This window comes from Xanthomonas sp. BRIP62418 (genome assembly GCF_003993495.1).
In the GTDB taxonomy this organism is placed as follows: Bacteria; Pseudomonadota; Gammaproteobacteria; order Xanthomonadales; family Xanthomonadaceae; genus Xanthomonas; species Xanthomonas euroxanthea.
This window is the reverse complement of the sequence record NZ_QEZG01000049.1, coordinates 289,411-302,481: the sequence shown is the minus strand read 5'-3', so window position 1 is coordinate 302,481 and position 13,071 is coordinate 289,411. Positions and strand designations below refer to the sequence as shown.

Genomic DNA, 13,071 nt, shown 5'->3' with positions numbered 1-13,071 from the left:
CATCCATGCCGTCATACGGTCCGGCAACCGGCAAGAACACCGCACCAGGCAGTTGGCCGGCCCTTGTTTGAAAAGCTGTCTGTAGCGCGGTGTGCATCAGACGTGGAGCCGACGCTTCATGATGGAGGCGCATCCAGCACTGCTCTTACCATGCACACCGACCAACTCGATAGGTCCTTGCCCGCTCACCGTCGCGGGACCCTGAGCGGCATGGATGCCGCGCCGGAGCCTACAAGGACGTACTTGCGGCGTGTCCCGCGATGGTGGGCGGGCAAGGGCCCTGCAGCCAAGCTAGAGCGCCCTGCAGCCAAGTCGCACAGTTCTCCAGGCATCGCTGCGTCAGCGCAACAAAGCGCATAGCACCCAGCAGCAGTAGCGTTACCCGAAGCTGCGCGGCCGCCGCTTCAACGCATCTGTGCGCCGGCGATTGCAACAAAACGCGCCTGGCTCAGCGCGCCGTCCACCACGCCAGGACCAGTGCGGCGGCATAGCACAGCAGGTCGAAACCGTTGTTGGCCAGCTGCAGCAGGGTCCAGGCCAGCCCGGTGCCCATCTTCTGCGCCGAGGTCCACGGGTCCAGGCCCAGTGCACCACCCAGGTGCGCCGAGGCGATACCCCAGTTGGCACCGACGATGATCAGCGCGGTCGCCACGATCGCGACGCCGGTGCGCAGCGGGCCGGCGCCCAGCGTGCCCAGGCGCAGCATCCAGACGATTTCCAGGGCCGTCAGTACCGCCATCCAGCCGGCCTGGTTGCCGGCGGCAAGCGCAATCAGCATCCAGGCGATCAGGGCGGTGACGCATCCCAGCAGCAGGAGCGGGGGCCAGAGCCAGTGGGCGGTTCTGGCGGACGCGGTGGTGGGCGGCATTGGAGCTCCTGACAGTGCGCACATGATAAGGCGCGCGACGTGCTTTGCGCGGTGATGGGCGCGCCGATGGAATGCAGCGTCGTCGCTGGCTCCATCCGGCAACCGGCAGCGGCCTTGCCGTGGTCGGCTAGAATGGCGGACTTGCGCGCACCCGCCGCGGCCCCATATCCAGCCCATGTATTCCCGTAGCAGCGAACCCGTCCAGTTCGAACGCGATTGCGATGCCGTCATGGTGCCGCAGGGCGATTCGGTGACCCTGCCCGCAGGCAGTTACGGCTATATCACCCAGGCGCTGGGTGGCAGCTATACCGTCTTTGTCGAAGGCAACCTGTTCCGCATTGCCGGCAAGGATGGCGATGCGATCGGCAAGGAGGCCCCGCCGGGGCTGGAACTGCCCGCCGATGCCAGCGACGAAGAGGTGGAGGCGCTGGTGTGGCAGCAGCTGCGCACCTGCTTCGACCCGGAGATCCCGTTCAACATCGTCGATCTGGGCCTGGTCTACGAGGCGGTGGTCAGCCATCGCGAGGAAGACGATCAGCGCCGGGTGGACGTCAAGATGACCCTCACCGCCCCCGGTTGCGGCATGGGCGAGATCCTGGTCGACGACGTGCGCAGCAAGGTGGAAATGATCCCGACCATTGCCGAAGCCGACGTCGAGCTGGTCTTCGACCCGCCGTGGGGCCGGCATATGATGTCCGAAGCAGCCCGTCTTGAGACCGGCATGCTCTGATCATCAGGCGCCATGTCCAAGAGGTGGCGCCGCGTCCTTTCGCCCGCCATACAGGAATCTTCCGGTGTCCGTGTCCTTCGCTTCCACCCGTTCCCCGTCGCCGCGCAGTGCCGACGAGCTGTCCGTGATCCTGGCCGCGCCCGGCTTCGGGCTGCATTTCACCGACCATATGGTCGCCATTTCCTGGACCAACGAGCTCGGTTGGCATGACGCGCAGGTGCGCGCCTATGGCCCGCTGCAGCTGGATCCGGCCGCCTCGGTGCTGCATTACGGCCAGGAGATCTTCGAAGGCATCAAGGCCTACCGGCATGCCGACGGTTCGATCTGGACCTTCCGCCCGCAGGCCAATGGCGAGCGCCTGCAGCGCTCGGCGCGCCGGCTGGCGTTGCCGGAACTGCCGGTCGACCTGTTTGTCGAATCGCTGCGCCAGCTGGTGGCGGTGGATGCCGGTTGGGTCCCGTCGGCCCCGGAAACCAGCCTGTATTTCCGCCCGTTCATGATCGCCGACGAGGCATTCCTGGGCGTGCGTGCCGCGCACAAGGCCTCTTACTACGTCATCGCAAGCCCCGCCGGTCCGTATTTCGCCAAGGGCGTGGCGCCGGTGTCGATCTGGTTGTCCACCGAATACGCACGTGCGGCCAAGGGCGGCACCGGTGCGGCCAAGTGCGGGGGCAACTACGCCGCCTCGCTGCTGCCGCAGCAGAAGGCCTATGCACAGGGCTGCTCGCAGGTGCTGTTCCTGGACCCGGTCGAAGGCAGGTACATCGAAGAGCTGGGCGGCATGAACGTGTTCCTGGTCTACAAGGACGGCACGCTGGTGACGCCGGAATTGTCCGGCAGCATCCTGGAAGGCATCACCCGCGACAGCATCCTGCAACTGGCCCGCGACCGCGGCATGCAGGTGATCGAGCGCAAGGTCGCCATCGACGAGTGGAAGCAGGGCGTGGCGTCGGGCGAGATCACCGAGGTGTTCGCCTGCGGCACCGCCGCCGTGGTCACCCCGATCGGCGAGTTGAAGGGCGATGGCTTTGCCGTCGGCGATCTGTCCGCCCCGGCTGGCGAGGTGACCATGTCGCTGCGCCAGGAGCTGACCGATATCCAATATGGGCGCATCCCGGATCGCCATGGTTGGCTGGTGCGTCTGTCCTGAGCCAACACATCGCGTCAAAAAAGGCCTCTGCGCAGTCGCGCAGGGGCCTTTTTTTTGGGCGCAGCGCAGCAGGGGTGTGGCTATGCATGTCCGAACATGTCTTCAACTGACTGAACGGTGCCGTACGGTGTCACAAATCTGATATTTGATTTGTAGAAAGTGCGAACTTCTTATTGTCCAGTCTGGTTGCAGTGCGGTAGGTTCGCTGAACGGATCGATAACAGGGGGTCGATCCGGGACCCCGGTGCTGACCTATGGAAGGCGGCACCGGCTACCACCGCCACGGCGGTGCTCTTTGATCTAGAAGGGAATTCGATGTCGAACGAGTCTTTCCGCAAGTGCCCCCGCGCACTCACCATCCTGAGCGCGGCTGCGCTGACCTCGTTGTTGCTGGCGACCCCGGCCTTTGCCGGTGAGGTCTATCTGGATGGCCTGGCCACCGCCGAGACCCACCAGAAATTCATCGTGACCTACAAGGACGGCAGCACCGCGCTGGCCAGTCCCACCGCGTTGAGCACGTCGCTGCGCACCGCCGCGCGCGCTGTTCCGGCCAAGGCCGGCAAGGCGCTGGGCCTGAACTCGGTGCGCCGCCTGGCGGTGGGACCGGAGCTGGTCAGGACCGACCGCGCACTCGACCGCGCCGAAGCCGAAACCCTGATGCGCCAGCTGGCATCCGACCCCAACGTGCAGAGCGTGGAGGTGGATCAGATCCTGCACGCCACGCTGACCCCGAACGACACCCGCCTGTCCGAGCAGTGGGCCTTCGGCACCAGCAACGCCGGCCTCAATATCCGCCCGGCCTGGGACAAGGCCACCGGCGCCAATGTGGTGGTGGCCGTGATCGATACCGGCATCACCACCCATGCCGATCTCAACGCCAACATCCTGCCGGGCTACGACTTCATCAGCGATGCCACCACCGCGCGCGACGGCAATGGACGCGACAGCAATCCCGCCGACGAAGGCGACTGGTACGCCGCCAACGAGTGCGGCACCGGCATTCCCGCCGCCACTTCCAGCTGGCATGGCACCCATGTGGCCGGCACGGTGGCCGCAGTGACCAACAACACCACCGGCGTGGCGGGCACTGCCTACAACGCCAAGGTGGTGCCGGTGCGCGTGCTCGGCAAGTGCGGCGGTTCGCTGTCGGATATCGCCGACGCCATCGTCTGGTCGTCCGGCGGCAGCGTCAGCGGCGTGCCGGCCAATGCCAACCCGGCCGAAGTGATCAACATGTCGCTGGGCGGCGGCGGCACCTGCTCGGCCACCATGCAGAACGCGATCAGCGGTGCGGTCTCGCGCGGCACCACGGTGGTGGTGGCGGCGGGCAACGATTCCGTCAACGTGTCCGGTTCGCTGCCGGCCAACTGCGCCAACGTGATCGCAGTGGCAGCCACCACCTCGGCCGGCGCCAAGGCCAGCTATTCCAACTTCGGCACCGGGATCGACGTGTCGGCGCCGGGCTCGGCGATCCTGTCCACGCTCAACAGCGGCACCACCACGCCGGGCAGCGCCAGCTACGCCTCCTACAACGGCACCTCGATGGCGGCGCCGCACGTGGCCGGCGTGGTCGCGCTGGTGCAGTCGGTCGCGCCGAGTGCACTCACGCCGGCCGCCGTGGAAACCCTGTTGAAGAACACCGCGCGTGCGCTGCCGGGCGCCTGCTCGGGCGGCTGCGGTGCCGGCATCGTCAATGCCGATGCGGCGGTGACCGCCGCCATCAGTGGCAGCAACGGTGGCGGCGGTGGCGGCACCGGCAACACCCTGACCAACGGCACGCCGGTTACCGGACTGGGCGCGGCCACGGGTGCGGAACTGAACTACACCATCGCGGTGCCGGCCGGTAGCGGCACGCTGACCGTGGCGATCAGCGGCGGCAGCGGCGATGCAGACCTGTACGTGCGTGCCGGCAGTGCGCCGACCGACACCACCTACACCTGCCGCCCGTACCGCAGCGGCAATGCCGAGACCTGCAGCATCAGTGCGCCGTCGGGCACGTACTACGTGCGGGTCAAGGCGTACAGCACGTTCTCCGGCGTGACCTTGCGCGCTAGCTACTGAGGCACGTCGGCACTGCCTGGCCATGGCCGGGCAGTGCCGATCCGGTGCCGCAGAGCGGCTTTACCCCATCAGCGACGTATCGCCCACGTCTGCCGCATCGGCAGGCGCCGGTGATGTGTTGCCGCTCGACCGGAATGGACATCGGTCAGTCGTCTCGCCGGGCGCACGCGCCCGTGCACTGCCCGACCCGATCCGCAGCACGCGGGGATGGTTCGGCCATCTCGCCGCACCTGCGGCACCCTCTCAAATAAGGAACGATCGATGTCCAATGTGTCGCAACGTCGTGCGCCCACGCGCGCGCTGGTGGTCCTGGGTGTGTCCGCGCTGACCTCGCTGCTGGCGGTGCCGGCGTTTGCCGGTCAGGTCAATCTTTCCGGCCTGGATTCGCAGCCCACCCTGGATCGCTTCATCGTCAAGTACAGGGACGGTTCCAGCGCCGCGGTGAGCCCGACCTCGATGCGTGCATCGCTCAAGTCGGTCGCCACCGCCGTGCCCGCACGCGCCGGCCGTGCGCTGGGCCTGAATCACGTGCGTCGCACCGCGCTGGGCTCGGAAGTGCTCAAGACCGACCGTGGCCTGGACCGCGCCGAGGCCGAGACGCTGATGCGCCGGATCGCCGCCGACCCGAGCGTGGAGTACGTGGAAGTCGACCAGATCATGTACCCGACGCTGACCCCCAACGACACCCGTCTGTCCGAGCAGTGGGGCTTCGGCACCACCGCCTCGAGCATCAACGTGCGTCCGGCCTGGGATACGGCCACTGGCACCGGCGTGGTGGTGGCGGTGATCGACACCGGCATCACCAGCCACCCGGACCTCAATGCCAACGTGCTGCCGGGCTACGACTTCATCAGCGACGCGGCACGCGCGCGCGACAACAACGGTCGCGACAGCAATCCGGCCGACCAGGGCGACTGGCGCGCTGCCAACCAATGCGGCTCCGGCGTGGCAGCGGCCAACTCCAGCTGGCATGGCACCCACGTGGCCGGCACCATCGCCGCGGTCACCAACAACAGCACCGGTGTGGCCGGCACCGCGTTCAATGCGCGCATCGTGCCGGTGCGTGCGCTGGGCCTGTGCGGCGGCACCACCTCCGACATCGCCGATGCGATTGTCTGGGCGTCCGGCGGTACCGTGTCCGGGGTGCCGGCCAACGCCAACCCGGCCGAGGTGATCAACATGTCGCTGGGCGGCAACGGCACCTGCTCCAGCACCTACCAGAACGCCATCAACGGCGCGGTGTCGCGCGGCACCACGGTGGTGGTGGCGGCCGGCAACAGCAATGCCAACGTGGCCAACTTCACCCCGGCCAGCTGCGCCAACGTGATCTCGGTGGCGTCGATCACCTCGGCCGGGGCGCGTTCGAGCTTCTCCAACTTCGGCAGCACCATCGACATCTCCGGCCCCGGCTCGGCGATCCTGTCCACGCTCAACAGCGGCACCACCACGCCGGGCAGCGCCAGCTACGCTTCCTACAACGGCACCTCGATGGCGGCCCCGCACGTGGCCGGCGTGGTGGCGCTGGTGCAGTCGGCGGCCAGCCGTCCGTTGACCCCGGCGGCGGTGGAAACCCTGTTGAAGAACACCGCCCGTCCGCTGCCGGGCGCCTGCTCGGGTGGCTGCGGTGCCGGCATCGTCAACGCGGCCGGTGCCGTCAGCCAGACCCCGTAAGCCACGCGCGGTGCCAGCGGCCGGACCGTTGGCATCGCGTCGGTCTGCGTGATGCAGCGTGGCTGCAGCACGCTTGGTATCCCCATTGCCCCGCCAAAACGCGGGGCAATGGCGTTTTTGAGGTGTACGGGGAGGGCAGGTCGGCGCAGTTCCGGTCGTCGCCGGCATCTGCTCTTCAAGCGGCCGCCTTAACGAACCCCATGGTTCGCCACGTCTGGCCGGCCATCCCCGCTCAGGTCCGCTCGTACCGGGTCGATAGCGTGGGCAGGTGGGCAGCGACGCCAGTCGGCGCGCCTCACCACGATGCGAAGCGGCACACCTGTGCCCGCGTTTGCACCACGACATCTTGGGGAGGGGTCGATCCATGCACCATCTATCATTCAAAGGGTTGCGCCATGTCGCGCTGGCCTGTGCACTGCTGTGCGGCGCTGCGCCCGCGTTCGCCGGCGATGTCAGCCTGCAGGGGCTGGGCTCGGCGTCGGCTCATCAGCGTTTCATCGTCAGCTACAAGGACAGCAGCGCCGGCAACCGTGGCGGGCGTCTGAGCGGCTCGCTGCGCGAGATCGCCCGCGCAGTGCCGGCGCGGCGCGGGCGCGCGCTCGGCCTGTCGTCGTCGCGCTGGCTGGGCGTCGGGCCGCAACTGCTGGTGGCCGACCGTGCGCTGGACCGGGTGGATGCGGAAACGCTGATGCGGCGTCTGGCGGCCGACCCGTCGGTCAAGCGCGTGGAAGTGGACATGCTGATGCGCCCGATGCTGGTGCCGAATGACACCCGCCTGCCCGAGCAATGGGCGCTGGGCACCACGACCGCCGGCATCAACGTGCGGCCGGCCTGGGACAAGGCGACCGGCAAGGGCGCGGTGGTGGCCGTGATCGATACCGGCGTCACCACGCATCCAGAGCTGTCGGCCAATGTACTGGCCGGCTACGACTTCATCAGCGACGCCTTCATCGCCCGCGACGGCAACGCACGCGACACCAGCGCCGCCGATGTGGGCGACTGGGCCGCGGCCAACGACTGCGGCAGCGGTGCCAGTGCGTCCAGCTCCAGCTGGCATGGCACCCATGTGGCCGGCATCGTCGCGGCCGCCGCCAACAATGGCACCGGCACGGCAGGCGTGGCATTCAATGCCAAGGTGCTGCCGGTGCGCGTACTGGGCCGTTGCGGCGGTTATCTGTCCGATATCGCCGATGCGATCGTGTGGGCCTCCGGCGGCACGGTGTCCGGTGTGCCGGCCAATCCGACCCCGGCCAAGGTGATCAACCTGTCGCTGGGTGGCATCGGCACCTGTTCGACCACCTTGAGCAATGCGATCGCCAGCGCGGTGTCACGCGGCACCAGCGTGGTGGTGGCCGCCGGCAACAGCAATGTCGATGTCTCCAACAGCGTGCCGGCCAATTGCCCGAACGTGATCGCGGTGGCCGCGACCACGTCGTCCGGGGCCAAGGCCAGTTTTTCCAACTTCGGCAAGGGCGTGGATATCGCCGCTCCCGGCCAGGCGATTCTGTCCACGCTCAACAGCGGCACCACCGCGGCGGGCAATCCCAGTTACGCGGTCTACAGCGGCACCTCGATGGCGGCGCCGCACGTGGCCGGCGTGGTGGCGTTGATGCAGTCGGTGGCGCTCAATCCGCTCAGTGCGGCCAGCGTCGAAGCCATGCTCAAGAGCACTGCGCGTGCATTGCCGGTGGCATGTCCGCAGGGGTGCGGGGCAGGGCTGGTCAATGCCGATGGTGCGGTGGCTGCGGTGATCGCCTCGACCACCCTGACCAGCAAAGCAGCGCGCAGCGGCCTGGCCGCGGCGACCGGTGGTTCGCTGTATTACCAGGTCAATGTGCCCGCGGGCACGCGCAGCCTGCGGGTGGCGCTCAGCGGAGGCAGCGGCAATGCCGATCTGTCGCTGCGCGCCGGCGCATTGCCCAGCGATACCGCCTATGGCTGCCGTGCCGCGGTGGTGGGCAACGCCGACAGCTGCACGCTGACCGCGCCTGCGGCAGGGGTGTATTACGTGCGGCTCAAGGCCACGCTGGCATTTTCGGCGGTCACGCTGGTGGCCACGTACTGAACGTGCGCGCGGCCCTGCGCGCCGGTGGGTGCAGGGCTGCGCCCGGCCTATGCGCGTGATCGCGCGTCGGGCACGTGGCACCGGCGCACCACTCACGTCTCCTGGCACGTGCGTGATCGCTGCCGCAAGCAGAAGGCACTTTTTGCATGTCCCAGGTGCTGGCCGGCACCAGCCGACATGCACGCGGCACGGGGATCGCCGCGTCTAGTCGCAGACACTGCAGGGCCGCGCCTGCAATGCGGCGACGATGCCGTCGCCCGGCAATTCCAGCAGCAAACCGCGTTGCCCGGCGTTGATCCACAGCGACGGGACATCCAGTGCGCTGGCTTCGATCAGCACCGGCGCCTGGCGTTGTTGCCCGAGCGGGCTGATGCCGCCGACCTTGTAGCCGGTGCGACGCTCGGCATCGGCCACCTCCATCATGCGCGCGGACTTGCCGTGGCAGGCACTGGCCAGTTTCTTCAACGACACCCGGCGATCGCACGGGATCACCACGCATACGGCCTGGTCGTCGACCCAGGCCATCAGTGTCTTCAGCACCGTGTGCGGCGCCAGCCCCAGGGCGGTTGCCGCCTGCACGCCCTTGGCGTCCGCATCGGCCTGGTACACGTAGGGGTGCAACACATAGGCCACGCCGGCCGCATCCAGGGCCCTGGTCGCGCGGGTGGCCTTGCTCATGGCGTCAGAGCGACTCGAAGCGGTTGGCGGCGACGTTCTTGCGCACCTTTTCCGGATTCCAGATGCGCCCGTTCATGGCGATGTACACGCCGGCCGGCAGCGACTGCACCGCGCCGACCGCGCAGCCGATATTGAACTCGGCATCCGAGCCGCGGAAGCGCGCCGGATTGAGCGCGCCGGTCATCACGATGGTCTTGTCGGCGATCGACTGCAGCACCTTGCCGGTTTCCACCATCGAATCGGTGCCATGGGTGATCAGCACGTGGCGCGTCGGCTGGGCGGCGATGGTGGCGCGCACCAGTTCGCGGTCGGCATCGGTGATGTGCAGCGAATCCTTGCGGATGATCGGGATCACCGAGAAGCGGAAGGTCACGCCCAGTTCCTTGAGGATCTGGCCGATCTGCGGGTCGCCGATCTGGTAGTCCGATTTGTCGTCGAAGTAGATCTTGTCGATCGTGCCACCGGTGGTGACGATCAGGAGGTCTTCCATTGCTGCCAGTCCTTCAAACGGGCGCGGTGCAGGCCGCGCGAGGGCCGTCATGATACGACCCCGGCGCGTGCGCTGCCCAAGCCGGGTCAACGCGGAGGGCGAGGGCGGCCGAAGCGCGCCGCCATCCCGGGGCCACCCACCAGTGCCACCACGAGCAGGGCCAGCAGCACTTCCAGCCAGGCCAGTGCACGCGCCTGCGGCTGGCTCCAGGCGGCCATCACGCCGTGACTGAACCAGCCCAGCGCGAACACGCCGGCCCAGAAACGCGCGCGCGCGCTGCGCAGCGCCAGCGCGGCCATCAGCGCCGGCGGCAGTGCAAACACCAGCAGCGCTGCGGCGCGGTGGCGGTCGTCGTGAAACCAGGTCACGAACAACACCGTCAGCGCGAGCAGCGCGGCGGTCAGCAGCCAATGCGTGGCGCGCAGGCTCACTGGCTGGCCAGGCGCCGGGCGATGTCGGCCACCCGCCGGCCCAGCGCACGCGCCAGCACGGCTTCGTCCTCGCTCGGCTGCGGGTCGCCTCCGGCACCGGAGACATGGCTGGCGCCGTAGGGCGTGCCGCCGCTGGTGGTGTGGCTGAGTGCCGGCTCGGTGAACGGAATGCCGACGATCAGGCAGCCGTGGTGCAGCAGCGGCAGGTGCATCGACAGCAAGGTGGATTCCTGGCCGCCGTGCATCGCGGCGGTGGAGGTGAACACGCCTGCCGGCTTGCCGGCCAGGGTGCCGCTGGCCCATTCGGCGCCCAGGCTATCGAGGAAATGCTTCATCGGCGCGGCCATGTTGCCGAAGCGGGTCGGGCTGCCCAGCAGCAGCCCGCTGCACTCGGCCAGATCGGCCTTGTCCACATACGGCGCGCCCTCGTCCGGCACCGGCGGGGCGCTGGCCTGGGTCACTGCCGCCACCGGCGGCACCGTGCGCAGCCGCGCGCTCATGCCGGGCACTTCGCCGATGCCGCGCGCGATCTGCCGCGCCAGCCGCGCCACGGAACCGCCACGGCTGTAATACAGCACCAGAATCTCCGCCATCGCGCATCCACCGCCTGTGTAAGTTGCCGCAGTATCGGCCAAGCCACCACCTCGCTGCACGCTGCGGCTGCGGCAAGGCCGCGATGACGGCGCATCGGGTACCCTTGCGCGATGTCGCGCGTGAACAAACTCCACCAATGGAAGGAACGGCTGCGCGACCGCGCGCGGACCGTGAGCTTCGGGCGCTTCCTGTGGCGCCGCTTTCTCGATGACCGCCTGTTCCAGGCGGCCGCCTCGCTCGCCTACACCACAGTGTTCGCGCTGGTGCCGCTGGCGATCGTGGTGTTCGGCGTGTTGTCGGCGTTTCCGGCCTTCAACGAATGGAAGGACGCGCTGACCGACTTCATCTTCAACAACTTCGTGCCCGGCGCGGCGCGTTCGGTGCAGAACTACCTCAACCGTTCGCTGGAAGATCTGGGCAAGTTCACCGTGGCCGGCATGGTCGCGCTGGTGGCCTCGCTGCTGATCACCCTGCACAGCATCGAGCAGACCTTCAACAGCATCTGGCGGGTGGCCGCCGCACGGCCGAAGGTGACCCGCTTCCTGATCTACTGGACGGTGCTGACCCTGGGCACGATGCTGGCGGCGGCTTCGATGGCGATGGCCGCCTACGTGTTCGCACTGCCGCTGTTCCGCACCACCGAAGGCCAGTGGCTGGCCGAATTCGCCTGGCGGCTGGCGCCGATGGCGGTGGAGTTCGTCTGCATCGTGCTGATCTACCGCGTGGTGCCGCAGCATGCGGTGCGCCTGCGGCACGCGCTGCCGGGCGCATTGCTGGCGGTGATCCTGATGGAGATCGTCAAATGGGGCTTCGGCTTCTATCTGGGCAACTTCCAGACCTATCAGCGCATCTACGGCGCACTGTCGGCGCTGCCGATCCTGCTGCTGTGGATCTATCTGAGCTGGGTGTCGGTGCTGCTGGGCGCTTCGCTGGCCTCGTCGATGTCTGCGTTTCGCTACCAGCCCGAAGCGATGCGGTTGCCGCCGGGCTTTGAGATCTATGGCCTGCTGCGCCTGCTTGGTCGTTTCCGCCAGGCACGCATCCATGGCAACGGGCTGGACGAAGACCGCATCCTGGCGCTGGAGCCGATGCTCACCGACACGCTGATGCAGGAGTTGCTGTGCGAACTCAAACGCATCCGCCTGCTGCGCCGCGACGAGCGCGGCCAATGGCTGCTGGCGCGCGATCTGGACGTGGTGCCGCTGGCCGAACTCTACGAAAACTGCCAGCTGCGCGTGCCGATCGAAGACCGCCCCCTGCCGTGCCGCGACGATGCCTACGGCCAGGCCGCGTCCGCTGCGCTGGAACAACTGCGTCAACCCTTGCGCAGCGTGCTGGCGCAACCGGTCGGCGACCTCTACACCCACCTTCCCGGAGACCCCTCATGACCGTGCGCCTCGTGCGCGGCGCCTGTGCGCTGCTGTTGCCGCTGTTGCTGCTGACCGCCTGCAAGCCCGCCAGCGAGGGCACGCCCGCTGCGGGCGGTGCAGCGCCTGCGCCCACCGCGCAGACGCCGCAAACCCCTGCCGCCCCCGCCGACCCGGCAGGCGCGACCGACTCCTCGGTGGTGCAGCAGACCGCCGAGATGCCCAAGCTGTCGCTGCCGACCGTGACCGGCGGGGCCTACGACCTGGCCGCGCATCGCGGCAAGTGGGTGGTGGTCAATTTCTGGGCCACCTGGTGCGCGCCGTGCCTGAAGGAGATGCCCGAGCTGTCGGCGCTGCACACCATGCGCGACACCATCGAGGTGGTGGGCCTGGCCTATGAAGACATCAGCAGCGCCGACATGCAGGCGTTCCTGAAGGACCACCCGGTGTCGTACCCGATCGCCGTCCTCGACCCCTACCAGCCGCCCCAGGACTTCGCCACGCCGCGCGGGTTGCCGATGACGTATCTGATCGGTCCGGACGGCAAGGTTGCCAAGCAGTTCCTCGGCCCGGTCACCGCGCGCGACATCGAAACCGCGGTCGGCATCACCGGCAAGGCCGGCTGATGCAGGCGGCGCACTTTATCGTCACCGGCGTGGTGCAGGGTGTGTGGTTCCGTGCGGCCACCCGCGAGCGCGCGGTTGCGCTGGGCCTGCGTGGACACGCGCGCAACCTGCCCGACGGCAGTGTGGAGGTGGTCGCTGCCGGGACCGACTCCGCCCTGGATGCGCTGGAGACCTGGTTATGGCAAGGCCCGCCGGCGGCCCGGGTCGCGGCGGTGACACGCATGCCCTGCGCGCAGCCGCCGACTGAAGAATGTGTAACTGGCTGAGTCGCTGCCGCCGGCGCAGGCCAACAGACTTGCGATGCGTCGCCGATAACCTTGTCAGCGCGATCAGGCGCGCA

13 protein-coding genes are annotated in these 13,071 nt (G+C 68.2%); 8 read left to right on the top strand and 5 right to left on the bottom strand.

What is annotated here, in order from left to right:
- Positions 1 to 448: 448 nt before the first annotated feature.
- Positions 449 to 868 (bottom strand): hypothetical protein, encoded by a 420-nt coding sequence (locus EO174_RS19740; protein ID WP_126946822.1) that lies wholly within the window; start codon positions 866 to 868, stop codon positions 449 to 451.
- Between the two features lie 175 nt (positions 869 to 1,043).
- Here EO174_RS19740 and sufT point away from each other — a divergent pair, with 175 nt between their 5' ends.
- The 5 genes from sufT to EO174_RS19715 all read left to right on the top strand — a co-directional run bounded on the left by sufT (position 1,044) and on the right by EO174_RS19715 (position 8,545).
- Complete coding sequence (gene sufT / locus EO174_RS19735) at positions 1,044 to 1,598, top strand: putative Fe-S cluster assembly protein SufT (RefSeq protein ID WP_016900709.1); 555 nt, start codon at positions 1,044 to 1,046, stop codon at positions 1,596 to 1,598.
- Positions 1,599 to 1,662: 64 nt separating this feature from the next.
- A complete protein-coding gene (locus EO174_RS19730) occupies positions 1,663 to 2,748 on the top strand; it encodes a branched-chain amino acid aminotransferase (RefSeq protein ID WP_126946819.1) in 1,086 nt (361 codons plus the stop codon).
- 315 nt (positions 2,749 to 3,063) lie between these two features.
- On the top strand, positions 3,064 to 4,809 hold the full coding sequence (locus EO174_RS19725) for a S8 family peptidase (RefSeq protein WP_126946816.1): 1,746 nt from the start codon (positions 3,064 to 3,066) through the stop codon (positions 4,807 to 4,809).
- 261 nt (positions 4,810 to 5,070) lie between these two features.
- Complete coding sequence (locus EO174_RS19720) at positions 5,071 to 6,480, top strand: S8 family peptidase (RefSeq protein ID WP_164739959.1); 1,410 nt, start codon at positions 5,071 to 5,073, stop codon at positions 6,478 to 6,480.
- A gap of 364 nt (positions 6,481 to 6,844) precedes the next feature.
- Entirely contained in the window at positions 6,845 to 8,545 is a 1,701-nt protein-coding gene (locus EO174_RS19715) for a S8 family peptidase (RefSeq protein ID WP_126946813.1), read from the top strand.
- Between the two features lie 204 nt (positions 8,546 to 8,749).
- Here the strand turns inward: EO174_RS19715 and ybaK are convergent, their stop codons facing one another.
- From ybaK to wrbA, 4 genes are all read right to left on the bottom strand, one after another.
- Positions 8,750 to 9,223 (bottom strand): Cys-tRNA(Pro) deacylase, encoded by a 474-nt coding sequence (gene ybaK, locus EO174_RS19710; protein ID WP_126946810.1) that lies wholly within the window; start codon positions 9,221 to 9,223, stop codon positions 8,750 to 8,752.
- Positions 9,224 to 9,227: 4 nt separating this feature from the next.
- A complete protein-coding gene (locus EO174_RS19705; RefSeq protein WP_016900703.1) occupies positions 9,228 to 9,713 on the bottom strand; it encodes an asparaginase domain-containing protein in 486 nt (161 codons plus the stop codon).
- 86 nt (positions 9,714 to 9,799) lie between these two features.
- Positions 9,800 to 10,144 (bottom strand): DUF2069 domain-containing protein, encoded by a 345-nt coding sequence (locus EO174_RS19700; protein WP_126946807.1) that lies wholly within the window; start codon positions 10,142 to 10,144, stop codon positions 9,800 to 9,802.
- Positions 10,141 to 10,737, bottom strand: coding sequence for an NAD(P)H:quinone oxidoreductase (gene wrbA / locus EO174_RS19695; RefSeq protein WP_126946804.1), 597 nt, complete (start codon positions 10,735 to 10,737; stop codon positions 10,141 to 10,143). Before wrbA ends, EO174_RS19700 begins: the two co-directional genes overlap by 4 nt.
- 111 nt (positions 10,738 to 10,848) lie before the next feature.
- On the opposite strand from wrbA, the gene EO174_RS19690 reads away from it, so the two are divergent.
- Genes EO174_RS19690 through EO174_RS19680 form a run of 3 tightly spaced genes read left to right on the top strand, consistent with a single transcriptional unit; the run spans position 10,849 to position 12,997 of the window.
- Positions 10,849 to 12,126: a YihY family inner membrane protein gene (locus EO174_RS19690; protein WP_104582248.1), complete on the top strand. Its 1,278-nt coding sequence runs from the start codon at positions 10,849 to 10,851 to the stop codon at positions 12,124 to 12,126.
- Complete coding sequence (locus EO174_RS19685) at positions 12,123 to 12,731, top strand: TlpA disulfide reductase family protein (RefSeq protein WP_126946800.1); 609 nt, start codon at positions 12,123 to 12,125, stop codon at positions 12,729 to 12,731. The genes EO174_RS19690 and EO174_RS19685 overlap by 4 nt, the downstream gene beginning before the upstream one ends.
- Entirely contained in the window at positions 12,731 to 12,997 is a 267-nt protein-coding gene (locus EO174_RS19680) for an acylphosphatase (protein WP_126946797.1), read from the top strand. Before EO174_RS19685 ends, EO174_RS19680 begins: the two co-directional genes overlap by 1 nt.
- Positions 12,998 to 13,071: the final 74 nt, after the last annotated feature.

Bases quoted from the DNA above. Each gene is read 5' to 3' on its own strand.
- EO174_RS19705 (WP_016900703.1), bottom strand. From the start codon at position 9,713: ATGGAAGACCTCCTGATCGTCACCACCGGTGGCACGATCGACAAGATC.
- EO174_RS19685 (WP_126946800.1), top strand. From the start codon at position 12,123: ATGACCGTGCGCCTCGTGCGCGGCGCCTGTGCGCTGCTGTTGCCGCTG.
- ybaK (WP_126946810.1), bottom strand. From the start codon at position 9,223: ATGAGCAAGGCCACCCGCGCGACCAGGGCCCTGGATGCGGCCGGCGTG.
- wrbA (WP_126946804.1), bottom strand. From the start codon at position 10,737: ATGGCGGAGATTCTGGTGCTGTATTACAGCCGTGGCGGTTCCGTGGCG.
- EO174_RS19715 (WP_126946813.1), top strand. From the start codon at position 6,845: ATGCACCATCTATCATTCAAAGGGTTGCGCCATGTCGCGCTGGCCTGT.
- EO174_RS19720 (WP_164739959.1), top strand. From the start codon at position 5,071: ATGTCCAATGTGTCGCAACGTCGTGCGCCCACGCGCGCGCTGGTGGTC.
- EO174_RS19725 (WP_126946816.1), top strand. From the start codon at position 3,064: ATGTCGAACGAGTCTTTCCGCAAGTGCCCCCGCGCACTCACCATCCTG.
- sufT (WP_016900709.1), top strand. From the start codon at position 1,044: ATGTATTCCCGTAGCAGCGAACCCGTCCAGTTCGAACGCGATTGCGAT.
- EO174_RS19680 (WP_126946797.1), top strand. From the start codon at position 12,731: ATGCAGGCGGCGCACTTTATCGTCACCGGCGTGGTGCAGGGTGTGTGG.
- EO174_RS19740 (WP_126946822.1), bottom strand. From the start codon at position 868: ATGCCGCCCACCACCGCGTCCGCCAGAACCGCCCACTGGCTCTGGCCC.
- EO174_RS19690 (WP_104582248.1), top strand. From the start codon at position 10,849: ATGTCGCGCGTGAACAAACTCCACCAATGGAAGGAACGGCTGCGCGAC.